At 44.1% G+C, this 24,184-nt stretch carries 18 protein-coding genes; 5 read left to right on the top strand and 13 right to left on the bottom strand.

Annotated elements, in window-relative coordinates; genetic code table 11:
* Positions 1–20: 20 nt before the first annotated feature.
* From ACOJRU_RS06615 to dapB, 8 genes are all read right to left on the bottom strand, one after another.
* The gene (locus ACOJRU_RS06615) at positions 21–692 is read right to left on the bottom strand and encodes a DUF4386 family protein (RefSeq protein ID WP_421134243.1); all 672 of its coding nucleotides are present in this window, start codon (positions 690–692) and stop codon (positions 21–23) included.
* 108 nt (positions 693–800) lie between these two features.
* Positions 801–1,157: a DUF1294 domain-containing protein gene (locus ACOJRU_RS06610; RefSeq protein ID WP_421134242.1), complete on the bottom strand. Its 357-nt coding sequence runs from the start codon at positions 1,155–1,157 to the stop codon at positions 801–803.
* A gap of 28 nt (positions 1,158–1,185) precedes the next feature.
* Positions 1,186–1,722, bottom strand: a complete 537-nt coding sequence (locus ACOJRU_RS06605; RefSeq protein WP_421134241.1) for an NUDIX domain-containing protein — start codon at positions 1,720–1,722, stop codon at positions 1,186–1,188.
* A gap of 68 nt (positions 1,723–1,790) precedes the next feature.
* Positions 1,791–3,776 (bottom strand): methyl-accepting chemotaxis protein, encoded by a 1,986-nt coding sequence (locus tag ACOJRU_RS06600; protein ID WP_421134240.1) that lies wholly within the window; start codon positions 3,774–3,776, stop codon positions 1,791–1,793.
* Between the two features lie 325 nt (positions 3,777–4,101).
* A complete protein-coding gene (gene greA, locus ACOJRU_RS06595; RefSeq protein WP_421134239.1) occupies positions 4,102–4,578 on the bottom strand; it encodes a transcription elongation factor GreA in 477 nt (158 codons plus the stop codon).
* A gap of 118 nt (positions 4,579–4,696) precedes the next feature.
* A complete protein-coding gene (carB, locus tag ACOJRU_RS06590; RefSeq protein WP_421134238.1) occupies positions 4,697–7,918 on the bottom strand; it encodes a carbamoyl-phosphate synthase large subunit in 3,222 nt (1,073 codons plus the stop codon).
* A gap of 12 nt (positions 7,919–7,930) precedes the next feature.
* On the bottom strand, positions 7,931–9,061 hold the full coding sequence (carA, locus tag ACOJRU_RS06585) for a glutamine-hydrolyzing carbamoyl-phosphate synthase small subunit (protein WP_421134237.1): 1,131 nt from the start codon (positions 9,059–9,061) through the stop codon (positions 7,931–7,933).
* A gap of 350 nt (positions 9,062–9,411) precedes the next feature.
* Complete coding sequence (dapB, locus tag ACOJRU_RS06580) at positions 9,412–10,215, bottom strand: 4-hydroxy-tetrahydrodipicolinate reductase (protein WP_421134236.1); 804 nt, start codon at positions 10,213–10,215, stop codon at positions 9,412–9,414.
* A 223-nt stretch (positions 10,216–10,438) separates the two neighbouring features.
* Here dapB and ACOJRU_RS06575 point away from each other — a divergent pair, with 223 nt between their 5' ends.
* Entirely contained in the window at positions 10,439–11,125 is a 687-nt protein-coding gene (locus tag ACOJRU_RS06575) for a cytochrome b/b6 domain-containing protein (protein WP_421134235.1), read from the top strand.
* 57 nt (positions 11,126–11,182) lie between these two features.
* Here ACOJRU_RS06575 and ACOJRU_RS06570 read toward each other — a convergent pair whose 3' ends face one another.
* Both ACOJRU_RS06570 and ACOJRU_RS06565 read right to left on the bottom strand, forming a co-directional pair.
* Positions 11,183–13,087, bottom strand: coding sequence for a propionyl-CoA synthetase (locus ACOJRU_RS06570; RefSeq protein ID WP_421134234.1), 1,905 nt, complete (start codon positions 13,085–13,087; stop codon positions 11,183–11,185).
* 132 nt (positions 13,088–13,219) lie between these two features.
* Positions 13,220–13,636: an MAPEG family protein gene (locus ACOJRU_RS06565; protein WP_421134233.1), complete on the bottom strand. Its 417-nt coding sequence runs from the start codon at positions 13,634–13,636 to the stop codon at positions 13,220–13,222.
* Between the two features lie 213 nt (positions 13,637–13,849).
* Here ACOJRU_RS06565 and ACOJRU_RS06560 point away from each other — a divergent pair, with 213 nt between their 5' ends.
* From ACOJRU_RS06560 to ACOJRU_RS06545, 4 genes are all read left to right on the top strand, one after another.
* On the top strand, positions 13,850–14,839 hold the full coding sequence (locus tag ACOJRU_RS06560; RefSeq protein WP_421134232.1) for a DUF4350 domain-containing protein: 990 nt from the start codon (positions 13,850–13,852) through the stop codon (positions 14,837–14,839).
* A gap of 122 nt (positions 14,840–14,961) precedes the next feature.
* A complete protein-coding gene (locus tag ACOJRU_RS06555; RefSeq protein WP_421134231.1) occupies positions 14,962–18,624 on the top strand; it encodes a CheR family methyltransferase in 3,663 nt (1,220 codons plus the stop codon).
* A gap of 1 nt (position 18,625) precedes the next feature.
* Complete coding sequence (locus ACOJRU_RS06550) at positions 18,626–19,300, top strand: chemotaxis protein CheB (RefSeq protein WP_421134230.1); 675 nt, start codon at positions 18,626–18,628, stop codon at positions 19,298–19,300.
* A 210-nt stretch (positions 19,301–19,510) separates the two neighbouring features.
* Positions 19,511–20,122 carry a calcium-binding protein gene (locus tag ACOJRU_RS06545; protein ID WP_421134229.1) on the top strand — a complete coding sequence of 204 codons (612 nt, stop codon included), beginning with the start codon at positions 19,511–19,513 and terminating at the stop codon, positions 20,120–20,122.
* 45 nt (positions 20,123–20,167) lie between these two features.
* Here the strand turns inward: ACOJRU_RS06545 and ACOJRU_RS06540 are convergent, their stop codons facing one another.
* From ACOJRU_RS06540 to dnaK, 3 genes are all read right to left on the bottom strand, one after another.
* Positions 20,168–20,671: a c-type cytochrome gene (locus tag ACOJRU_RS06540; protein WP_421134228.1), complete on the bottom strand. Its 504-nt coding sequence runs from the start codon at positions 20,669–20,671 to the stop codon at positions 20,168–20,170.
* A 209-nt stretch (positions 20,672–20,880) separates the two neighbouring features.
* On the bottom strand, positions 20,881–22,014 hold the full coding sequence (gene dnaJ / locus ACOJRU_RS06535; RefSeq protein ID WP_421134227.1) for a molecular chaperone DnaJ: 1,134 nt from the start codon (positions 22,012–22,014) through the stop codon (positions 20,881–20,883).
* A 192-nt stretch (positions 22,015–22,206) separates the two neighbouring features.
* On the bottom strand, positions 22,207–24,135 hold the full coding sequence (gene dnaK / locus ACOJRU_RS06530; RefSeq protein WP_421134226.1) for a molecular chaperone DnaK: 1,929 nt from the start codon (positions 24,133–24,135) through the stop codon (positions 22,207–22,209).
* Positions 24,136–24,184: the final 49 nt, after the last annotated feature.

Genomic DNA, 24,184 nt, shown 5'->3' with positions numbered 1-24,184 from the left:
ATGAATATAAAACGCCTAGCTTAGTCACCGCTATCGTTCAATAAATGAATGCCAAGTGCAATAAACCACACAATTTGACCTAAACCAAACACAGCTGCAGTGGCCTCAAAGAGTACAACTTCAGATAAAAAGGAAAGGCCTGTGAGCAGTGTCAGCATGCCGGCAACGCCAACCGCAACGCCAAGCACGTGAGTGGCTTTGTGGTAAATATTTGCTTTAAGGCATACATAACTTATTAACAAAACCCAAAGCGCACCGAGTAATTCAATTCCCCCGCCTAGGGCATCTACTACAACACTGGTTGCTTTCAGCGCAATAACAGCACCACTTTCGTCGACGTTTGCATAATCGGCAAGAAAGGAAAGGCTAACCAGAAAAACAAATGTGCTTGCCAATACAAACGATGCCCATATCACCCCTAACGTTGCATTGTAGCTTGCAATAGCTGGCGATACGTTTTTGAAAATACGATGAAGAGATTGATTAACTAACAACAAACTTAGGCTAAATACGACACCAATAATGATATACCCCAAAAAGAATACATCACGTTGCCCCACTAAAAATTGCAAACGCCCTGTGTCTGAATTATCTATTGGCGCATCAAGCACGCCGAAAAAAAATACGAAGCCAAATATATACGTAGTAGCACAAATAATAGAAGCAATACCGCCGGCGCGATTAGGTGACATGAACAATTCCTAGTTTACATTGAGCTGTAAGTTGATTTTCTCTAAGTAAACTAAACAACCACAGCTAATGCAAACAGGTTATTGTAACATCTCATGATATACGCGGGATTACAGCAATTGTTGCATTCGCTCTCCCCAACCTGTGGCGATAAAAATACCAACCGCCCCACTATTACAAAACGCGACTAACCAAAATACCCTCATAAACGCCGGTTTGCTTCGTTTATGCTTGAATGCGTGCTGCGCAGCAAACGCTCCCGGCCAACCACCGGTAAGCCCAAGAAGGTGTAAAGTCCGTTCTGACACGCGCCTTTTTTCCCTTATTGCTGCTAATTTATCTACACCATATATTAAAAAAGTCACTATACTTAGCGCGATATACACATAGAGAACAACGCTATGCAACACGTTTGCTATGGTGAAATATACTAACAATAAACAATATGTAGCAACGATAAGCGACATCATTTTTCTTTTTTTGGCCCCACAGCGCTCAAATAAGCCCTTTGAGTTTAGCCAAACCATACGCATTACAGGTCGATGCATCTTTTATATCGCCGGATAAAATCATAGTGTGAAGCGTTTCAAGGCTAACCTTAGTGACTTTTAAGTCTTCTTCTTCGACATCCAGTTTTTGTGTGCCCTGTGTCAGTCCCGACGCTAAATAGATATGGTATCCTTGGTTGCAGAAACCATAGGCAAGATATTGAAAACCCACGTACTGCATTGTGCTGGCGGTCAGACCGGTTTCTTCCTTTAATTCGCCAGCAGCAAGCACGCTAGGGTCGACATCTGGGTTCGTCTCCCACGCACCTTGTGGAAATTCAAAACAACGTTCTTTTATTGTGTAGCGGTATTGTTCAACCAAGTAGACGTAACCATTTTCAACGGGAATAATAATAGCAAAGTCAGGTTTCTCTACTACGCCGTATATCCCTTCACGGCCACTTTCTCGCTCAATTCTATCTTCGCGAACCGTAAGCCATTTATTTTGATAAACCACGGTGGAATCTAGGGTTTTTATACTCATAAATAATTACACGTTTATTGGAAAGAAATAAAAGCATAACGCGAATGAATCGACACACCTAACGCATTTTAATCTATGGTAAAGTTTTCCATCGTTCTATGAAGCATCAAATTATTTTCTTTCATTCTATCTGATAGTGCCGACAATTCTGTGGCTATCGATACCTCATGTGTCGCTGCCTCTTCGACTTCTACCACATCCTTGGCCACTTCTTGCATGGTAATAGACTGTTGTTCAGCAGCCGACGACATATTATTTGCCATTGCCTCTACGTTACTAGACGCCGCTTTTACTTTTTCAGCGATAACTCGCCCGTCATTTGAAATATTAACTGACTGCATGACGGCTTCAGTGTTTTTATTTACGTCGTTGACGACGATAACACTGGCACCTTGTAAGCTTGTTAGCAGCCCTGAAATTTTATCTGAAGACGCGCGACTGCGCTGAGCAAGTTGCCTAACTTCGTCTGCGACTACGGCGAATCCCCGCCCATGATCTCCTGCTCTTGCAGCCTCTATCGCCGCATTCAGTGCAAGTAAATTTGTTTGATCAGACAGCGCATTAATGGTTTCCAAAATTGCGCCAATCTCGGTAACCTGCTGTTCCATCGCTGCTGCATTCGCTTGAACACCCTTCATATCATTACTTAACGAATCCATTGTCGATCTCACCTTTTCATTTGCATCGAGTGACTCATTAGCCAGAGACTCTAGCTGCTTACTGGCCGATAATGTTTCAAATGAAGACTGCGCGATTTCTCGACTTGTCATCGAAATCTCTTCGATGGCTGATGCGATACTCGTCGTCAACTGTTGTGTATTACTCGCATCGGATACCATTGCCTTGCATGACGATTCTAACTCGCCCGACAGTCTCGAGCTGGCGGCGACCGATTGATCTAACCCTCGAATTAAATCTCGAAGGGCCAAAATCGTTAAATTTACCGAACGGGATATTTGCCCAAGTTCGTTGTCTGTTTTCATTGTGACGTCAATGGTAAGGTCGCCGTTATTTGCTATTTTTTCGAGGTTATTGACAAGTATTGAGAGCTGACGATGGAGAATAGACAGCAATGTTTTGTACACTAAAACTAAAAATATCGAGACGGAGGCAATGACAATAAAAGTAATCGCTAGTGAAAAATTAGCATCATCACGTTGTTTTACGGTAAAGCTCTCCACGTTTTCAACGGCGTGCTTCAAGAAGTTCGCAACGTCAGCGATTTGCGCGCTCGCCATAGAAAACCATTCCGAACTTGGCGGTAACCGGTCAAAATCTACAGAGCCTGATAATATTGACTGGGTAATACCCTCAATGTTTCGGGAATTACTGTTTGCCATTAACGTGCTAAACGCGCTTCGTGTACTCGTTTCAAGGTTTAATGTAAGCTTTTTCGATAGATAGGCAATCTCATTCTCGTAGCCCATTATTTCATTTTTAAGTGGTGCTGATATGCTACGTTTTGCAAGCACACCATTAATTTTTCCTCGTCGCTGCCCAAGCTTTTCTTTTAATTGGGCAAGCAATAAAACCTGTGATAAATATTGTTTTGCATCAGTATTGTTAATTTCTATCGTAAGCCGGTTTGCGGCGCTTAACGCTTTACTATTTAAGCTACTGTAGTATAAAAAAGCGCGTTTACCATTAACGCTATCTACTTCACGCCTAACCTCAGACTTACTCTCAATGTGTTCAAGTAGGGGGGCAACAATATTATCAACATTAATCTGCTCTAATTGTTCATTGCGTATAAGCGCAGAGAGTGTGGATACAGCGCTATCAGCTTTCTCTCGCTGCGCAGAAACGCGTCTCTTCGCGTCATCAGACGGATTCCCTAAAAAACCAGCAGTCAACCCCCGTTCGACGGCATGGTGATGCGCAACTCGCTCCACAGCTGCGATGAGGGCAATCACTTGGACATCTTGTTCTGCATAGTGCGTCGTTGAGTAAGACCCCCGTACATCTCTATATGCCAGATATATTATAGAGATAGCAAGCACGCTAGCGCTGATAATAGTGAGTTGTAGAATTGATAATTTTCTCAGAAGAAACACGTTCTCACACTCCGTTGCATAAAGGAACCAAGGGTAAAGGTAGCCCCACACTATTGAACTGTATTTAAGACCAGCACTGTCAATTACGCTTAAAACCAACAATAAAATAGAGGGCGAGTTGACCGTCTTATGTGACGTATTGTCAAAAAGTATAGAAGCTGTCGTAAAACTAGCCAGTGTATCGCTGCGTTAAGCGTTAAATAATTTTAACAAAAGAGGGAGTTTGACTATCTGTTGCATCAGGCGCACAGGCTAACGCAAGGGCTACATAAAAAAACACCGCTACAGTGAGCGGTGTTTTATTTCTTCTTGATACTCTGTCAAATTAGACATATTCGACTTCAATTATTTCGACTTCGACGGCGCCAGCAGGCGTCTTAATCGTAACCATATCGTCTAGCTGCTTACCGATAAGGCCACGAGCGATCGGCGAGTTTACCGAAATAAGGTTATTTTTGATGTCCGCTTCATCATCACCAACAATACGGTACGTTGTCTCTTCTTCACTATCGACGTTTAAAATAGTTACGGTCGTGCCGAAAATGACTTTGCCGTTGTTATCCATTTTTGTGACATCAATAATTTGAGCATTAGAAAGCTTACCTTCAATATCTTGGATGCGGCCTTCACAAAAGCTTTGTTGCTCTCGTGCAGCATGATATTCCGCGTTCTCTTTCAAATCGCCATGCTCACGCGCATCAGCGATATCGGCGATGATACGAGGGCGAGTTTTGGTTTTAAGTTCATTTAATTCGTCACGCAATAAGTTTGCGCCACGCGCTGTCATAGGATACTGACTCATGGATACAGTCTCATCTGGCTGATAAATATTTAACAGAAAAGTGCGCCAATAAGGCGCACTTTTTTTGATTCACACAAATGTAATAATGAAAGGATACCGCGTATCCATCATCATGTCATTAGTGTTTAAGCCTTGCATGAAGCTCTTGCACTGATGCGACTTTATTTCGGTCATCAGCAGACTTAGCTCTAATCGTTGCAAACGCTGCATTCATCGTTGTGGTGTAAGTTACTTTATTAAGCAACGCTTCACGACGAATATATACTGAGTCAGTAATGGCCTTGCGTCCCTCAGTAGTATTGATGATATAAGCGTATTCACCATTTTTGATAGCATCGACAATATTCGGGCGCCCTTCCGACAACTTATTAACAACAGAGCTCTTAATGCCTGCGTCGTAAAGCGTTGTCGCAGTACCGCGAGTGGCTTCAATATCAAACCCAGCCTCCACGAGTACTTTCGCCAACTCGATTATTTTCGACTTGTCGTTATTGCGGACAGAAATAAGCGCTTTACCAGACTTTGGTAACGGTGCACCAGCGCCAAGGTTAGCTTTCGCATAGGCTTCTTCAAACGAGTCACCTACCCCCATTACTTCACCCGTAGAGCGCATTTCAGGCCCAAGAAGTGGGTCGACACCTTGGAATTTAGCAAACGGCAGGACAACTTCTTTAACCGAATAGAACGGAGGAATAACTTCTTCTGTTACGCCTTGGTCAGCTAAGCTCACACCGGCCATTGCGCGAGCAGCAACTTTTGCTAATGGTACGCCCGTCGCTTTCGATACAAAAGGAACGGTACGCGCAGCGCGAGGGTTAACCTCAATAAGGTACACCTCGCCGTCTTTAATGGCGAACTGCGTATTCATAAGCCCAACCACACCAAGTTCTAAGGCCATTGCACGCACTTGCTCTCGCATTGTGTCCTGAATGTCTTTAGGCAGTGAGTGAGGCGGTAACGAACACGCAGAATCACCAGAGTGAACACCCGCTTGCTCGATATGCTCCATAATGCCGCCAATAACAACGTCTTTTCCGTCGCATATTGCATCAATATCAACTTCAATGGCATCGTCTAGGAACCTGTCTAATAAGACTGGTGCGTCGTTAGACACTTTCACCGCTTCGGTTAAGTACCTTTTCAGATCTTTAACGTCATAAACAATTTCCATTGCGCGACCACCTAATACATAGGATGGGCGAACAACAAGTGGGAAGCCAATTTCTTCAGCCATCAATAATGCTTGCTCGACGTTAGTTACCGTCGCATTCGCAGGTTGCTTTAGACTGAGTTTGTTTACCATTTGCTGGAAACGTTCTCTGTCTTCCGCACGGTCGATAGCTTCTGGCGACGTCCCCATAATTGGAACGCCTGCAGCCTCAAGTTCCCGTGCTAATTTAAGCGGAGTTTGACCACCGTACTGAACGATGACGCCTTTTGGCTTTTCTTTCGCAACAATTTCGAGTACATCTTCTAGCGTAACCGGCTCAAAATAAAGGCGGTCTGATGTGTCGTAGTCGGTTGAAACTGTTTCAGGGTTACAGTTGACCATAATCGTTTCATAACCGTCTTCACGCATAGACAATGCCGCGTGAACACAGCAATAATCGAACTCGATACCTTGACCAATTCGGTTAGGGCCGCCACCCAACACCATAATTTTTTCATTATCCGTAGGTGCAGCTTCACACTCTTCGTCATACGTAGAGTACATATACGCTGTGCTGGTAGAAAACTCTGCGGCACAGGTATCAACACGCTTGTAAACCGGTGAAATTCCAAAGCTACGGCGTGTTTCACGAATATCGCTCTCGGCGACTTTGGTTAACTCTGCAAGTCGTGAATCTGAGAAGCCTTTGCGCTTTAACGAACGCATAAAGTCAGCATCAATACCTGGTAAACCAAGTTCAGCGACTTTTGTTTCCAAAAGAATAAGGTCTTCAAGTTGTACTAAGTACCAGCGGTCGATATTGGTAAGGTTGAATACCTCTTCAACACTCATTCCCATTCTAAAGGCGTCGCCGATATACCAAATACGCTCTGCACCTGGTTGGCGAAGCTCATAAATGACTTTATTGCGTGACTCAGGGTCATCAAGGTCAACCATGGAGTTTAATCCATTAGCACCCACTTCTAGGCCGCGAAGCGCTTTTTGCAGAGACTCTTGCTGGTTACGACCGATTGCCATCACCTCACCCACCGACTTCATCTGCGTCGTGAGACGGTCATTAGCACCGGCAAATTTTTCGAAGTTAAAGCGAGGAATTTTAGTCACAACATAATCAATCGAAGGCTCGAATGATGCTGGGGTTAAGCCCCCGGTAATATCGTTGGCTAATTCGTCAAGCGTGTAACCTACAGCAAGTTTCGCAGCGACTTTGGCGATAGGGAAACCTGTCGCTTTTGAAGCAAGCGCTGAAGAACGAGACACGCGCGGGTTCATCTCGATAATAACCATACGGCCAGTATTCGGATCGATACCAAACTGTACGTTAGAGCCACCCGTTTCAACGCCAATTTCACGTAGCACTGCCATTGCAGCATTACGCATAAGCTGAAACTCTTTGTCAGTTAGCGTTTGTGCTGGTGCTACGGTGATTGAGTCACCTGTATGGACGCCCATCGGGTCGAAGTTTTCGATTGTGCACACAATAATGCAGTTGTCTGCTTTATCGCGTACCACTTCCATTTCGTACTCTTTCCAACCAAGTAACGATTCGTCGATAAGCAGTTCACTCGTAGGCGACAAATCTAAACCGCGATTACATATTTCATTGAACTCATCAATGTTATACGCGATACCGCCGCCCGTTCCACCCATTGTAAACGACGGGCGAATAATACATGGAAAACCTATACGGCTTAGGACATCGTGCGCTTCATCCATCGTATGAGCAATTTCAGCACGAGGACACTCTAAGCCAATGCTTTTCATTGCCTTATCAAAACGCTCGCGGTTCTCTGCTTTATCAATCGCATCAGCCGTGGCGCCAATAAGTTCACAACCAAACTCGGCAAGTACACCATGTTTATCAAGGTCAAGTGCACAATTTAATGCGGTTTGCCCACCCATTGTTGGGAGGATCGCATCAGGGCGCTCTTTCTCAATAATCTTACGTACTACTTCCCAGTGAATAGGCTCAATATACGTAGCGTCGGCCATTTCAGGGTCGGTCATAATCGTGGCGGGGTTTGAATTCACCAAAATGACACGATATCCCTCTTCACGAAGGGCTTTACAGGCTTGAGCACCTGAATAGTCGAATTCGCAGGCCTGACCAATAACAATAGGGCCAGCACCTATTATAAGAATGCTTTTAATGTCTGTACGTTTAGGCATAGTAACGCGTTCCTACTGCTTATGTTGTTCGATAAGTTCAATAAAATGGTCGAATAGAGGCGCCGCTTCGTGCGGACCTGGACTAGCTTCCGGATGACCTTGGAAACTAAAGGCAGGTTTATCTGTGCGATGTATACCCTGCAACGACTTATCGAATAGTGAAACGTGAGTAACTTCTAAGTTTTCAGGTAAGCTAGACTCGTCTACCGCGAAACCATGGTTCTGGCTTGTGATCATAACCACATTGCGTTTCAGATCTTTAACTGGGTGGTTAGCGCCATGATGACCAAACTTCATCTTCACTGTTTTAGCACCACTTGCTAGCGCCAAAAGTTGGTGACCTAAGCAAATACCAAATACCGGCGTACCCGTCTCAACAATCGCTTTTATTGCGGTGATGGCGTAGTCGCAGGGCTCTGGGTCGCCAGGACCATTTGAGAGAAATACACCATCTGGATTCATCGCCAATACGTCTTGTGCTGACGTCTGCGCGGGTACCAGCGTAATTTTACAGCCGCGGTCAGCTAACATGCGAAGGATGTTATTCTTTACGCCATAATCATAAGCAACAACATGATATTTTGGATTACTTGGTGTTACGTAACCTTCGCCCAGTTGCCAGCTTCCTTCTGTCCATGTTTTTGGCTCGGTGATGCTAACCACTTTCGCTAAATCCATACCCTTTAGCCCAGGAAATGCTTTAGCTTGTGCCAATGCATCTGCTTCATCTAAGCTATCTGTACAAATGATACAACCGTTTTGCGCGCCCTTGTCACGAAGAATACGTGTTAATCGGCGAGTATCGATATCGGCAATACCTACTACGCCTTTGGCTTTTAGGTATTCAGATAATGATTGTTGTGAACGAAAGTTACTAGCAACAAGCGGTAGGTCACGAATGATAAGGCCTTTCGACCAGATTTTATCTGCTTCGACATCTTCTTCGTTAGCGCCAGTATTGCCAATGTGTGGATATGTAAGTGTGATGAGTTGTTCAGCGTAGGATGGATCGGTAATAATTTCTTGATAGCCTGTCATGGAAGTATTAAAAACAACTTCCCCAACGGCGGAGCCTTGCGCACCAATCGCCGTACCTTTAAAAACAGAACCGTCCTCTAACACCAAAAGGGCAGAATTAGCCAAGTCAACCTCCAGATTAAGGATAACTATGCGTTTGCACAGTTTCCTGTTCAAACCCCACAAAAAACGGGAGAAGTGAAAAAACACACCCCGTTTTTACGATCTTTGCAGCTAATAAAACCGCGTTCTTCAGCTTAGTTTCAAGCTTCAAAAAGCGAAATTCTGGCAAATTCCGGCGAGTATACATGACTCTCGGAAAATGTCTAATTTATTTGCATTTATTTAGTAAAATACCGCTTTAACAACCTTTTTGGTTTAGAACCGCCAAAACCACAGCTTAGTGTTTAATTTTAATGCACAGAAGAAGACCGCATCACGATGCCTCTTCGTTCATCAACGCATTTTGAACCCACTTACGACGGCAAACCAAGTACGTGTGCCATTGAGTATAGGCCAGGTTCTCTGCCATGCAACCATTGTGCAGCATGAACAGCGCCTTTCGCAAAGGTCAGTCTGCTAGATGCTTTGTGCGTAATTTCTAACCTTTCACCGATATCGGCGAACAGTGCGGTATGTTCACCTACAATATCTCCTGCTCTAACGGTCGCAAAGCCAATAGTACCTTGGTCTCTTTCTGGTTCTTTACCTTCTCGCCCATAGACTGCACAGGTTTTTAAGTCGCGGCCTAGCTCGTCAGCAATCGCTTCACCAATGGCCATTGCAGTACCTGAAGGCGCATCTTGTTTAAATCTATGGTGTGCTTCTGTGATTTCGATATCAGCAGTATTGCCCAATACGCTGGCCGCTTGACGGACCAGTGAAAGCATCAGGTTTACGCCAACACTATAATTAGCTGCGAAAACAATAGGGATATGCTTAGCTGCGTCATCAAGCGCGGCAAGCTGAGCATCATTGAGACCTGTTGTTCCAATCACTACAGGCATCTTGTTCTCAACACACCACGCTAAATTATTTTCAATGACCGCTGGTAGGGTAAAATCAATCATGACATCAGCACTGTCTTGCTTAAGCGAAGAGATTGGGCTACACGCGACTGGCTTTTTACCAATGCCGGCCAACTCACCCACATTCATACCCACCCACGCAGAGTCATCGCGCACGGTTGCAACACTTAACGCTGTGTCTTCACTTAAATCCAGTGCTTCTATGAGCACTCTCCCCATGCGACCATTGGCGCCAAACAAACCTACTTTCATTATCAATTTTCTTATTTCATAAACGATATAAGGCATTTTGCCAAATAAGGGCACTATTGCAATGTGAATGTTATAACGTTTGAGACTAAAAGCAGTCCATTTAAGCTAGTAGGGCTTTGCTGCTCCTGCAATAGTTTTCGGTGCACAGGACAAAAATAAGAACAAAAGGCTCGTGTTTATGGTTACGCTTCGATAGCATATTACTATTACTTCGAATGACTCAATGATGATGAAAAAAGCGTTAATTTGGGATCTTCCCACCCGACTTTTTCACTGGTTATTAGTAGCCAGCCTAATGGCCCAATATGTGACTGCAGCGTGGTTGGATAATGCGGTTCAATGGCATTTCTATATCGGTTACTTTACGCTCGGCCTCATTGCTTTTCGCATCATTTGGGGTGTCATAGGGCCGAAGTATGCACGATTTTCACAGTTTGTGACCGGTCCTTCTTCCGTCGTTAAATACATACAAACATTATTTTCAAGAAAAGCGGCCCAGACGGCGGGTCATAACCCTTTGGGCGGTTGGTTTGTCGTTATCATGTTGGTGCTTGTTGTGGTACAGGGCATATCAGGGTTATTTATGACCGACGATGTATTTTTAGATGGCCCATATAGGCAAATGGCTGATAGCGATACTATCGAGGTGATGAATTGGCTACATCATGTCGCGTTTGACACACTTATTTATGTGATAGCACTTCATATTGGCGCCATAACCTTTTATACCTTTTATAAAAAGCAGCCTCTAGTGCCAGCAATGTTACACGGAAAAAAGCGTACAAATGATTACAGCATCAAAAGCTCTCGCATGCTTTTGGCTGTTATTATTTCATTGTGTGTTGCAGGCGCGTTGTACTATGCCATTGAAATCTATCCTCCTGTGCCTGTTGTAGACGACTATTTTTAACCCAAAATATTCCACAATAAAAAAGAGAGTGTTGCCTCTCTTTTTTATTGTGCATTGTTACTCAAGTACAGGTTCAGCGACTAACCCTTTATCTTGCATCAATGCCGCGATTTCATAAACACTGGCAGGGTCATCAATGGTCGATGGAATAGAAAACGCATCGTTTGCAGCAATTTGCCTCAACAGTTTGCGCAATATTTTACCCGACCTTGTTTTTGGTAGGCGCTTCACGACAATGGCTCGTTTAAAGCTTGCCACCGGCCCAATAGTCTCTCGAACCGCTTTAACCAGTTCATGCTCTAACGTTTCCTCGTCAATATCGACGCCATCTTTTAATAAAACAAGCCCTACCGGACTTTGCCCTTTTAATTTATCGGCAATACCAATAACACTGCATTCTGCTACCGCTGGATGCGATGCCAATACCTCTTCCATCTCTCCGGTAGATAACCTGTGCCCTGCTACGTTAATCACATCGTCGGTGCGCCCCATAATAAAAACATAGCCATCATCGTCTATATAACCATTGTCACCTGTACTGTAGTACCCTTCAAACTCGGTTAAATAACCCGTTTTAAAACGCTCATGATCTTGCCAAATAGTTGATAGACATCCCGGAGGTAGCGGCAGAGATACAGCGATTGCCCCTTTTTGATTGGTTTTTTCCGTTGCACCGCTAGCGTTAAGCACCTTAACGTTGAAACCAGGTGTTGGAACGCTTGACGATCCTGGTTTTGTCTTTAACATTTCAACGCCAACAGGATTTGAGCAAATAGGCCAGCCGGTTTCAGTTTGCCACCAATGATCGATAACAGGCTTACCGGTTTTCTCGACCGTCCAATAGTATGTCGGTGGGTCTAAACGCTCGCCTGCCATGAATATCGTGCGCAGCGACGAAAGATTGTAATTTTCGATAAGCTGTCCATTAGGATCTTCTTTTCGGATAGCGCGAAACGCAGTTGGCGCTGCAAACAATACATTGACCTTATGTGCTTCAACAACGCGCCAAAACGCGCCCGCGTTAGGTGTTCCAACGGGCTTTCCTTCGTATAACACCGTGGTCGCGCCTTTAATCAACGGCCCGTAAACAATGTAAGAGTGACCAACCACCCAGCCCACATCCGAGGCAGCCCAAAATACATCTTCTTGGCTAATACCATAAATAGCCTCCATCGAATAATGCAGCGCCACAGCATGGCCTCCATTATCACGAACCACACCTTTTGGTTTTCCGGTAGTGCCCGATGTATAAAGAACATAAAGAGGGTCTGTCGCATCAACCTCGATGCATTCAGCCGGTTCACTTGTTTCTGTGAGATGATGCCAATCATAGTCATAGTAAGGCGTTAGGTCAGCGGTTACATTAGGACGCTGAAATACTACGCAGCTAGATGGTTTATATTTACTAAGTGAAATAGCCTCATCAACCAAGGGTTTATAAGCCAGTACTTTTTTACCCTCAATACCACAAGACGCAGTAACGAGCACCGCAGGTTTCGCATCGTCAATTCTTACAGCAAGTTCTTTTGCTGCAAAACCACCGAATACCACGCAATGAATCGCGCCCAGCCTTGCCACCGCAAGCATCGCTATAGTGGCCTGCGGGATCATCGGCATGTAAATCACCACCGTGTCGCCTTTCTTTACCCCCAAGCGCGCCAAAGCACCGGCAAACGTTGCTACAGCATCAAGCAATTCTAAATAGCTCCAATACTGGGTCGTATTAGTAACGGGCGAGTCATAAATAAGCGCGGTCTTATCACCCCGTCCGGCGATAACATGATGGTCTAGTGCAAGATAACTCGTGTTAAGCTTCCCACCTGCAAACCATTGATGATATTGGTTATTATCAATTGATAAGGCACCTGGTGGCGAGGTAAACCAGGGTAACGCTTGCGATTTCTCGAGCCAAAATTGCTCTGGTTCATTGGTAGAGGCGCTATATTCAGATAAATATGTCATGTTGGTGTCCGGCAACGAATCCTTTCGCTTACCGTAACGCACCCTACCCTGTGTAACGTATAAGACTTCAGGCGTAGATTAATTAAGCCATTGAAAAAAAATAAATTTAATTTTACCGTCACGCCCAAATTTCTAAATAAGCCTTATCCCTAAAAGCACGAGCAACGCGATATTTGCAACTAAGCCAATCAAGAAAAAATAGCTGCGTGGGCTTGGATTTTTTTCAGTTGCGATAACATAGTAGAGCACCATATGAACAACACGGGCGAGTAAATACAGCCAAACCAGCCCCGCAAACCATAGACCTTGGTAGCCCAGCGAGAACGAAAATAAGACAGTACCAATAAAGAGCGGACTATTTTCAATTGTATTGTGAAAAGTTCGGTGAGCCCTGAACACGAAGCTATCGTGCGAAAGTGTTTTGTCAATTTTTCCCGGTACCGCGTTAGGTTGCTTAGCCTTACTCACGGTTGCAACGGCCCATTGAACCAACAACATTACTAAATACAAAAAGAAAGCAATATATACACTTTGGGAGATTTCAGTCATTAAGATATGCCTAGTTTACGAATAATTACTCATAGTTAAGCAAGAATGACTCCAAACCCAACGCTTTAATACATAACAAAATTTTATTTTTTTCATGAGATACTTTGTAAACTTTGCAAAAACGAAAAAGAAATTTACTGGCCTTAATGGTGCGGTTTGCAGTGCAATGTTACTCTGCTCACGTTGCGTGCAGATTGTCACAAGGAGTTGTCGATGCCCCACCCTAACTGGTTAACCGCTATTTTCTTTATCATGGTTCTGACATCTTGCTCCGAAAGTCCTCAGCAAGCAGATCCTAGTTTTAAACCCAAAAACACCGTATCGAGTTTTGCCCCTCACCATAGCCCTACGGTTATCGTAGACAATGCACACAACAATTTCTTATCGATTACGGGCAGATATAAGCCTTTCGCACAGGTGCTGCGTAGCGACGGGTTTATCGTGCGGGCCAATACTGAAAAATTTACGCAAAAGACGTTATCCCAAGCAGATGTTTTAGTTATTGCTAACGCCCTCGACAAACCACGAAAAGATTGGCTTCCCCCTTATAATCAGGCACTACATAGTGACGAGGTGACTGCCATTACCGATTGGGTAGCAAAAGGTGGGGCACTGATGTTAATTGCAGACCATACTCCTTTCCCCAAAGTGATAGAAAACCTGGCGCAGTCGCTTGGGTTTACGTTTAGCAATGGGCACGTAAAAAGCGCGATTTTCAGAAAAACAGACCGCTCTCTCACGGCGCATATCACCACTTATCCAAAAGAAAGCCCGACGAGTAAAAATGGTATAGCCCAGTTCAGTAACACGCAATCGTTGCCTTTCTATATTCAACACCAAAGCACTACCAAGCCAGCCTATACGCAAGTCACTCATGTTAAAACATTTGGCGGCTCTGCATTTACAGTTCCGAAAAACGCGCTATCGCTACTTAACCTTGGCAGGAACGCAATATCCATCGAGCCAGCCATACCATTTCAAGTAAATGCCACAACACCAAGAATTGCTATCGACGGGTGGAGTCAAGGTGCCGTTCTAACACTAGGTAAAGGTCGCGTTGCTGTATTTTCTGAAGGAATGATGTTTTCATCTCAACGCGACACCACAATGGGAAATATCCTCGGGATGACGTCTAGCGGAGCGGGGCAAAACGAATCGTTTTTACTAAATATTATGCATTGGCTTGTTGATATTGGCGTTTAAGCGCGCCAAATCAGTTTAACTTCGCTTTTACTGACCATTTCTATTACTAAACATCATTAGCTTTCGGTGCTTTAGCACGGTACTATAATGTTATAGATACTTGAATTTGTTGAGACAATTAGATGGACATACCAGAGGCTGAACAGTCTTTTTTCTGGGTAGGAGTAGGCGCGTCTGCGGGCGGCCTCGATGCGATTCAATCGTTGTGCAAGGTATTGCCCTCTGATGCCAATATGGTTTATATCATTGCACTCCATTTGTCGCCAAAGCACGAGAGCAAGCTTACCGAGTTGATTCAACGCGTCTCATCATTGCGGGTTCAAACTATCGTTGATGGTATTGAAGCGCAACCTAACGTTATTTATATCACGCCACCAAAGTACGATGTATTCGTAGTAAATAATACTATTCACCTTGCTTCGCCTGATGCAAAAGCACTTGCTAAACCATCGGTCAATACGTTGTTAAAGTCATTAGCCGAGCAAAAAGGCGAACGTAGCATTGGCGTTGTGCTATCAGGGACAGGGTCCGATGGTGCTCACGGTGTTAAGGTCATTCGCGCGTCAGGTGGGTGTACTTATGCCCAAGAACCCGAGTCGGCAGCGTATGACGGAATGCCGAATGCTTCAATTGATACCGACTGTGTCGATTTCATCTTAACCCCGACTGAAATAGGTAAACACCTTAGTGATTTAAGCTCTAAATTACCCGAGGCATTACGCGCAAAAATAGATGCTAGCGAGACAAAAGATAGATTTGCCGAACTTATAAATATAGTGAGGAGGCAGTGTGGCGTTTCGTTTAAGCAGTATAAAAAAGCAACGCTTCAGCGCCGCATTGAACGCCGAATGCTCGCAAATCGTTTAAATGACTTTAATTCTTATGTTGACCTTTTACGTCGTCAAACCGACGAAGTTGAATTACTGTACAAAGATATTTTGATATCAGTAACTAACTTTTTTAGAGACCCTGCCACATTTAAACAGCTGTCACCTGTCCTTAACGATATCGTTTCACAAAAAGGTGAAGGCGAGCCACTACGATTATGGGTGGTTGGGTGTGCCACAGGTGAAGAGGCTTATAGTCTTGCAATTATGCTCACAGAAGCCTTGGGGGGGATAGATGAACTCGCCTCGGGCGACCATCAAATATTTGCCACCGATGTTGATGCAAATGCACTTGCCATAGCACGTAAAGGAATATACAGCGAAGCATCTATGGCTGATGTGCCACCTCTATACAAAGAACGGTATTTCAAGAAAAAGAGTAACGGTTACGAAATTATTGATGAGCTTAAACGCGTCATATTGTTTTCTGGCCATAATATTGTGGACGATCCGCCTTTCTTGCGTATCGATTTAATAACCTGTCGTAACCTGCTTATTTATTTTGAGCAAGAGCTACAAAAGAAAGTGTATCGCATATTTCATTACTCACTGCGAGAACGCGGCTATATGTTCTTAGGCAAATCTGAAAGTACGTCTCAAGTGACAGATATCTTTAGAACTGTCCATTCACAAGAGCGTATTTTTCAGAAGCGAAGCGTGACATCTTTTAACCCGCAACGTTTCTACTTAAGTGGGAAAACGGTGGGTAACTCTGTCAGCGATACGCGTCCCCCGGTCGATGATTCGTCTGCGCCCAAATTACCTGAAACCTTCGTAGAGCAACTCGGTGACGCGTGCATCTTGGTTAATGATAACCTTGATATTGAACACAGCTACGGAAAGAGCTCCACCTATATAAAATTTTCAAAAGGAAAGCCTTCTCTTAATCTTAATGAGATTATTATTGAAGTTTTTAAACATGAAATTCGTCCACTTGTTTACAAAGCAATAAGAACGAAAGCATTAGCTGAAGGACAGCCCCGCCGACTTTCAATAGAGGGCACCGCCTATAAAGTTAGAATGACGGTTTATCCTATTTCTGTTGAAGAAGCGTCAGAGTCATTTTTATTAGTTTGTTTTAATCGCTTAGGTGAACTGAAAGAGGTAGGCGAAAAAACGCTAGCCGACGAAAACTCAGATCGCGTTAAAGAGTTAGAAGACGAACTTTCGATGGCGAGGGAGCATATACAAACGGTAATTGAAGAACTCGAAACTTCGAACGAAGAGCTTCAATCAATGAACGAAGAACTTCAGTCGTCTAATGAAGAACTACAGTCTTCTAATGAAGAGCTAGAAACGACTAACGAAGAGTTACAGTCAACCAACGAAGAATTGGTGACGATGAACGATCAACTTAATGAAAAGACAACCGCCCTTGAGGTGGTCACTAATAAGTTAGTCAATCTTAAAAACTCTCTTCAGTTCCCATTAGTTTATGTCGACATTAATCTTCGTGCTGTGCAGGCAAACGTCGCCGCAAAGGCGTTTTTCTCCCTACAAGACAGCTTAGGGAATTTCGGCAGCAGTTTACAAAAAACGTTTAAGTCAGATGAGATAATCAAACTAACCACTAAAGTTATTAATACCGAAAAAGAAGAAGTGTTTCAGGTTATCGGTGATGACAAACATTTTAACGTACATATCATGCCGTTTATGGCCACGAATAATCAGGTAGAAGGTGCAATATTAAGTTTCATTGATAACACTACCATTATGCTTCAACAGAAAGAACTTGAAGAGAAACGTCTTGTAGCTCATCGAGCAAGCCAAGCAAAAACCGAGTTTTTGGCAAACGTTAGCCACGAAATAAGAACACCTCTGAACGCCATAGTGGGCGTTAACGAAGTCTTTCGTTTAAATATTGCAGATGAGGTCAAGCAAGACCGATTGCTCACCATTTTAAATAACGCGACAGGTAAACTTAAAGCCCTGCTAAATGACCTACTAGACTTTGCAAAACTTGAAACTGGGCAGCTTACACTCGAATACACAGAGTTTTCTGTTCAAGAAACTATTCAAGATTTGATTGATCTCTACTCTGTAGAAAAGAAACAGAAGGGCATTGCGATTTCAGCAGTACTGGACAACGACTTACCCGAACATTTTATCGGTGACCCACTCCGTGTTCAGCAAATTGTTACTAACCTGCTTTCAAACGCAATTAAATTTACTGAGGAAGGCTCGGTACAAGTAAAAGCAAGCGGGAACTGGAATCAAACGATTTACTATTTAGTCATTGAAGTGGTGGATACCGGTATCGGTATGTCTAAGGAAAGTGTCAATCAAATATTTGAAAAATTCTCTCAGGCAAATTCTAGCATTGCACGACGGTTTGGTGGCTCAGGGCTAGGGTTATCGATAATTAAAGAATTAGTTAAGCTTATTGGTGGCACCATTGAGGTTAACAGCAAAGAAGGTGAAGGCTCGTCATTCAAAGTAACGCTGCCATTGCGCACGCCAAAACATATTAGAGAGCCCCTTGAGTCGGAACACAACGAAACATACAAACTCGACGTCTCTGACAAAGAGAAAGTGCTTGTTGTCGAAGATAATGAAACGAACGTTTTCATAATATCATCGTACTTAGACGAATTTGGCGTTCAGCATGACGTTGCAGAAAATGGAAAACGTGCGTTAGAAACCTTAAAGGACGATACCTACTCCCTGATTCTTCTGGATTTACAAATGGATGAAATGGACGGTTTTGAGTTTTATGAACGGTTCAAACTTATTCAATCCAATGGCAAACACCTAGAGACAAAAGTTATTGCAGTGTCAGCTCATGTCCACAACGATATCATCAAGCGCTGTTTAGACGCTGGAATGATCGAATTTCTGCCCAAGCCAGTAGAAATTAAATCGCTGTTTAAATTGTTGAAAAAACATTTAGGGAAATGATTTGGCTCATGTATCTGCGCGATACCCTGGAATTAACCCCGTGTTTTTTATTGGAGCTTCCGCCGGTGGTGTAAACGCGTTTAGTACGCTTGCATCTATGCTACCGGAGGATTTTCCTTCTCCGGTATTCTTTTTGCTTCATAGGCTAAGGGACAGCACAGTAAACTCAGCGGGGTTACTACCGCTTTTAGAAGCGAAGTCAAACTTACCAGTGAAAGTCGCTGAGGCGGGTGAACTGGTGCGTTCTGGTCACATTTACCTTCCTCCAGACAATTTACATATCGGCGTTGACGATAATCATATCTTTTATTCTGATTTGCCTGACGACGAACCATGGCGCCCCTCTATCGACTTTCTTTTCAAATCTGGTGCCCGTGAATACAAAGACCGTTCAATCGCTATACTGCTCACCGGGAAGCTGGATGACGGCACGCAAGGTATGATTGAAACCACACACCAAGGCGGCATTACTGTCGCACAATCGCCGACCGATGCCTATGAGCCGCACTTACCCCTTCAGGCACTCATGAACGACCACCCTACCCACGTCTTGCCCCTAGTAGATATTCCGAAGTTGATGTGCGAATTTGTTCACCACCCTCATTTTGCCAATCAAAAAGACGTATTTGAAGAATCTGCAAAAATAGCAAAGTCACTTAAGCAACAACTTAAATAGGCATGTACAAGAAACGGTTTATCCGACTGCGTAATAATTGCAGTGTTTTGTATAGATAACGCACATCATAATGATACACATGCTTAGTGATGAAACTTAACACACTGATCTTAAAGAGCTTTAATCAATTGGCATGTGAAATGAATGAACTAACTTGAATTATCACCTCTGTTAAAGGTTGTACAGAGATTAAAAATCAAGGAGTTTGATATGAAAAAGTTAGTATTAGCATCGTTAATTGGCACCGCCCTTTCAGCAAGTGTAGTTGCCGGTGAAGGTTTAGAGAAAATTGATACAACGTTTGCCGATTTAGATAACGACGATAATCGTTATATCTCTCGTGAGGAAGCAGACGATGATGAAATTTTCGCGCACTTTTCAAAAATTGATGCCAACTCAGACATGAGAATTTCGATGGAAGAGTTTAATCGACATGTAACGAAGCACCCTCAGCATTTTGACGGTGATGTCGTTGCCTCGGTAAAAGCGATGAAGCATAGCATGGGTGAACTGCACGACACGCCAGCGGTACCGCCCAAAGATGAAAAGCTAACCTACGAGCTTCATGAAAGCGCGAAAACCGAAGTAAAAGATGACGTCGTTGAAAAAGAAGTCAAGGTTGAAACCGAAACCACGATTATCGCAAAAAGTGAATTCGATATGATGGACATTAATAGTGACGGTACGTTGACGAAAGCAGAAGCATCGCGAAGTGGTGTAACGAAAGCATTTGATAGAATAGACCGTAATGATGATGAACTCATCTCTCGTACTGAGTATTCAACATTACAACAAGAACGTGACAGTGATTCCGACGAATAACACAGCGTTCACGTAAAAAACGCGCCTTTTAGGCGCGTTTTTTGTTTAATCTTTTTTGTAATCGTCGTGACAAGATTTGCAACTAGCGCCAATTTTGCCAATGGCGCCTCGATACGCTGTCTCATCGCCCGATTTAACTGCCGTTTGTAACCCTTGCGCAGCAGTTTTAAGCGCTAAGACCTTGCCTTCAACGTCAGAAAAATCTTCCCATATCGCGTCTTTTGCACCCGTTTTAACGTTAAAGCTGCGAGTATCAACAGAAAGATAGTCGGTCATCATATCTGCTAACTGCTCCAACCGCACTGCATTAGTCATCATGACACTTTCATCATACGGTAAAACGCCTTTAGCCATACCGCCTAATGGGCCCATGTTGCTACGTACTAACGTAAACATTGCCTGTCGGTAATTGGTTGCCGCTTTCGCATGCTTCATAGACGACGCTTGTGTTACTTCGGCCGATGCAACGTTACCAGAAATCCCGAATGCCAATGTTGCTGCTACCGTTAATGCCTTTATCGATCTTAAGGTATTTGTTGCATTTTTCATTACTTTTCCCTTTTCGTATTTGAACGTGCTGTACCTGCTACGTGGCGTAATGAAAACGCTCTATAGCGAAATAGATAGTCTCTTACCATCAATCGTGACGAATACACGTAAATTAAGCAAGGCTTTAGCCTATTATTTTTGCAACTATTAGAAAGCAGAGGTATAAAAAAGCCCTCATAAGGAGGGCTTTCTATAAAACGGTTAACGTGTTATTTCGTTAAATCGTCGAAGAACTTTTTAACGCCATCAAAGAAGCCTTGCGCCTTCGGGCTATGCTTACTTGATGCTTTACCCATCGATTCTTCTAGCTCCTGAAGCAGTTCCTTTTGACGAGTTGAAAGCTTAACTGGCGTTTCCACCACCACTTTACACATTAAATCGCCAATCGCACCGCTTCGCACTGACTTCACACCTTTGCCGCGTAGACGGAACATGCGTCCAGTTTGTGTTTCAGCACTAATCTTAAGTTTCACTTTACCGTCCAAGGTTGGAACTTCTAACTCCCCGCCTAAGGCTGCGGTTGTAAAACTAAGTGGAACTTCGCAATAGAGGTTATTGCCATCACGTTGGAATATATCGTGGTCGCGAACATGCACCTGAACATAAAGATCACCCGCTGGAGCTCCATTTTCTCCGGCTTCGCCTTCGCCCGATAAGCGAATTCTATCACCCGTATCAACCCCTGCTGGAATTTTAACGTTAAGTGTTTTTGTTTTCTCTTTACGACCATGTCCATGACAGCTGTTACATGGATCTTCAATAATTTTGCCTTTACCAGAACATGTAGGGCATGTTTGCTGAACGGCAAAAAAACCTTGGCGCATTTGAACTTGGCCGTTTCCGTGACACGTTGGACATGTTTTAGGTGAAGACCCTGTTTTCGCGCCAGAACCATCACATACGTCGCATTCAACTAACGTGGGAACGCGGATATCGACGCTTTTGCCTCGTACCGCTTCTTCTAATGAGAGCTCGAGGTTGTAGCGTAGATCAGAGCCTTGACGCGCACGTGATTGACGACCTCCACGACCGCCTCCACCGAAAATATCGCCGAAGACATCGCCAAAGATGTCGCCAAAGTCAGCTCCACCACCGTAGCCACCGCCACCGCGATTAGGATCGACACCAGCGTGACCATATTGATCATACGCAGCGCGCTTCTTCGAATCAGACAATATTTCGTAGGCTTCCTGGATTTCTTTAAACTTGTCTTCCAGGCCTTTATCGCCTTGCGTACGGTCGGGATGGTATTTCATCGCTAGCTTTTTGTACGCTTTCTTTATTTCGCGTTCGCCAGCACTCTTTTCAAGCCCTAGTACTTCATAGTAGTCACGTTTCGACATATCGGTTACTTATCCTACTTTCTGTCGACAGATTTAAAAGCTAACCCATCGAATCTACATCTGACTGTTGTGAAAATAACCTGCTGTGTATTCTACAAAACCAAGTCATTTACACAACAAAGGCGCAACAAGATATACCTGCTGCGCCTGAACTGCATAAACAGCCCGGCGCACCGGGCTTATCGCAACAGCTTACTTTTTGTCTTCGTCTTTCACTTCTTCAAACTCAGCGTCGACAACATCGTCGCCTGCTTGGCCAGAAGCTTGCTGTTCGCCGCCTTCTGCGCCTTCAGCTGCACCAGCTTGCTGAGCTTGAGCCGCTTCCATCAACTTGCTAGACACTTGAATAAGCTCTTGTGTTTTCGCTTCGATTTCCGCTTTATCTTCGCCCTTAGACGCAGTTTCAAGTGCTGTAAGTGCTTCTTCGATAGGCGCTTTATCTTCAGCGCTTAGTGCGTCACCCACTTCTTCAAGCTGCTTACGTGTAGCGTGAATCATGCCATCCGCTTGGTTGCGTGCTTGAATGAGCTCTTCAAACTTCGCATCAGCTTCTTTGTTCGCTTCTGCGTCTGCTACCATTTTTTCTACTTCTTCATCGCTTAGGCCAGAAGACGCTTTAATGGTAATTTTCTGCTCTTTACCTGTGTCTTTGTCTTTCGCAGACACGTGTAGGATACCGTCAGCATCTAGGTCGAAGGTAACTTCAATTTGCGGCACACCGCGCGCGGCTGGACGAATACCTTCTAGGTTAAACTGACCAAGAGACTTGTTGCCGCTTGATTGCTTACGCTCACCTTGCAGTACGTGTACGGTTACAGCAGACTGATTGTCTTCTGCGGTAGAGAACGTTTGCGACTTCTTCGTTGGGATAGTCGTGTTTTTCTCGATAAGCGCAGTCATTACGCCACCCATCGTCTCAATTCCTAGAGACAGAGGCGTAACGTCTAGAAGTAGTACGTCTTTAACGTCACCAGATAACACACCACCTTGAATTGCCGCACCTACTGCTACTGCTTCATCAGGGTTAACGTCTTTACGTGGCTCTTTGCCGAAGAATTCAGTTACATACTTCTGAACTAGCGGCATACGTGTTTGACCACCCACAAGGATGATGTCGTTGATGTCGCCTACCGATAGGTCTGAATCTTCTAACGCTTGCTTAAGAGGTTTAAGCGAGTTCTTTACTAAATCTTCAACCAAAGATTCAAGTTTTGCACGAGTCAGTTTAATGGCTAAGTGCTTAGGACCTGACCCATCAGCGGTGATGTAAGGCAGGTTGACTTCTGTCTGTTGTGAAGAAGAAAGCTCAATCTTAGCTTTTTCGCCCGCTTCTTTAAGACGCTGCATTGCTAGCGGATCTTTACGAAGGTCGATGCCTTGGTCTTTCTTAAACTCTTCGACAAGGTAGTTGATTACGCGGTTATCGAAATCTTCACCACCAAGGTGAGTATCACCATTAGTCGCAAGTACTTCAAACGTATGCTCGCCATCTACTTCATCAATTTCGATGATAGAGATATCGAATGTACCACCACCTAAGTCATATACTGCAACAACGTTTTCGCCTTGCTTTCTGTCCATGCCGTAGGCAAGTGCAGCAGCTGTTGGCTCGTTGATGATACGCTTAACTTCTAACCCTGCAATACGACCAGCATCTTTAGTTGCTTGACGCTGAGAGTCGTTGAAGTAAGCAGGAACCGTAATAACCGCGCCAGTGACTTCTTCGCCAAGATAGTCTTCAGCGGTCTTTTTCATTTTCTTAAGTACTTCAGCAGAAATTTGCGGAGGCGCCATTTTCTCGCCTTTCGCTTCTACCCATGCGTCACCATTGTCAGCACCTACGATTTTGTAAGGCATAATGTCGATGTCACGTTGTACTTCTTTGTCTTGGAAGCGACGACCAATTAAACGCTTGATAGCGAATAATGTGTTTTCAGGGTTTGTTACTGCCTGACGCTTCGCTGACTGACCAACAAGCGTTTCGCCGTCAGCTGTATAAGCAATGATTGATGGCGTTGTACGATCGCCTTCCGCGTTTTCAATTACGCGAGGTTTGTCGCCGTCTAAAACTGCGACACATGAATTTGTTGTACCTAAATCGATACCGATGATTCTACCCATTTCGTGTCTCCGAAATAATTTCTAAAGTCTGTACTTTTAGTGGGGTTAT

It is taken from the genome of Alteromonas algae (assembly GCF_049117195.1).
In the GTDB taxonomy this organism is placed as follows: domain Bacteria; phylum Pseudomonadota; class Gammaproteobacteria; order Enterobacterales; family Alteromonadaceae; genus Alteromonas.
The sequence above is the reverse complement of the archived record's forward strand: the minus strand, read 5'-3'. Positions and strand labels throughout refer to the sequence as shown.

Bases quoted from the DNA above. Each gene is read 5' to 3' on its own strand.
- ACOJRU_RS06615 (WP_421134243.1), bottom strand. From the start codon at position 692: ATGTCACCTAATCGCGCCGGCGGTATTGCTTCTATTATTTGTGCTACT.
- ACOJRU_RS06610 (WP_421134242.1), bottom strand. From the start codon at position 1,157: ATGTCGCTTATCGTTGCTACATATTGTTTATTGTTAGTATATTTCACC.
- ACOJRU_RS06605 (WP_421134241.1), bottom strand. From the start codon at position 1,722: ATGAGTATAAAAACCCTAGATTCCACCGTGGTTTATCAAAATAAATGG.
- greA (WP_421134239.1), bottom strand. From the start codon at position 4,578: ATGAGTCAGTATCCTATGACAGCGCGTGGCGCAAACTTATTGCGTGAC.
- carB (WP_421134238.1), bottom strand. From the start codon at position 7,918: ATGCCTAAACGTACAGACATTAAAAGCATTCTTATAATAGGTGCTGGC.
- dapB (WP_421134236.1), bottom strand. From the start codon at position 10,215: ATGAAAGTAGGTTTGTTTGGCGCCAATGGTCGCATGGGGAGAGTGCTC.
- ACOJRU_RS06575 (WP_421134235.1), top strand. From the start codon at position 10,439: ATGATGATGAAAAAAGCGTTAATTTGGGATCTTCCCACCCGACTTTTT.
- ACOJRU_RS06570 (WP_421134234.1), bottom strand. From the start codon at position 13,087: ATGACATATTTATCTGAATATAGCGCCTCTACCAATGAACCAGAGCAA.
- ACOJRU_RS06565 (WP_421134233.1), bottom strand. From the start codon at position 13,636: ATGACTGAAATCTCCCAAAGTGTATATATTGCTTTCTTTTTGTATTTA.
- ACOJRU_RS06560 (WP_421134232.1), top strand. From the start codon at position 13,850: ATGCCCCACCCTAACTGGTTAACCGCTATTTTCTTTATCATGGTTCTG.
- ACOJRU_RS06555 (WP_421134231.1), top strand. From the start codon at position 14,962: ATGGACATACCAGAGGCTGAACAGTCTTTTTTCTGGGTAGGAGTAGGC.
- ACOJRU_RS06545 (WP_421134229.1), top strand. From the start codon at position 19,511: ATGAAAAAGTTAGTATTAGCATCGTTAATTGGCACCGCCCTTTCAGCA.
- ACOJRU_RS06540 (WP_421134228.1), bottom strand. From the start codon at position 20,671: ATGAAAAATGCAACAAATACCTTAAGATCGATAAAGGCATTAACGGTA.
- dnaJ (WP_421134227.1), bottom strand. From the start codon at position 22,014: ATGTCGAAACGTGACTACTATGAAGTACTAGGGCTTGAAAAGAGTGCT.
- dnaK (WP_421134226.1), bottom strand. From the start codon at position 24,135: ATGGGTAGAATCATCGGTATCGATTTAGGTACAACAAATTCATGTGTC.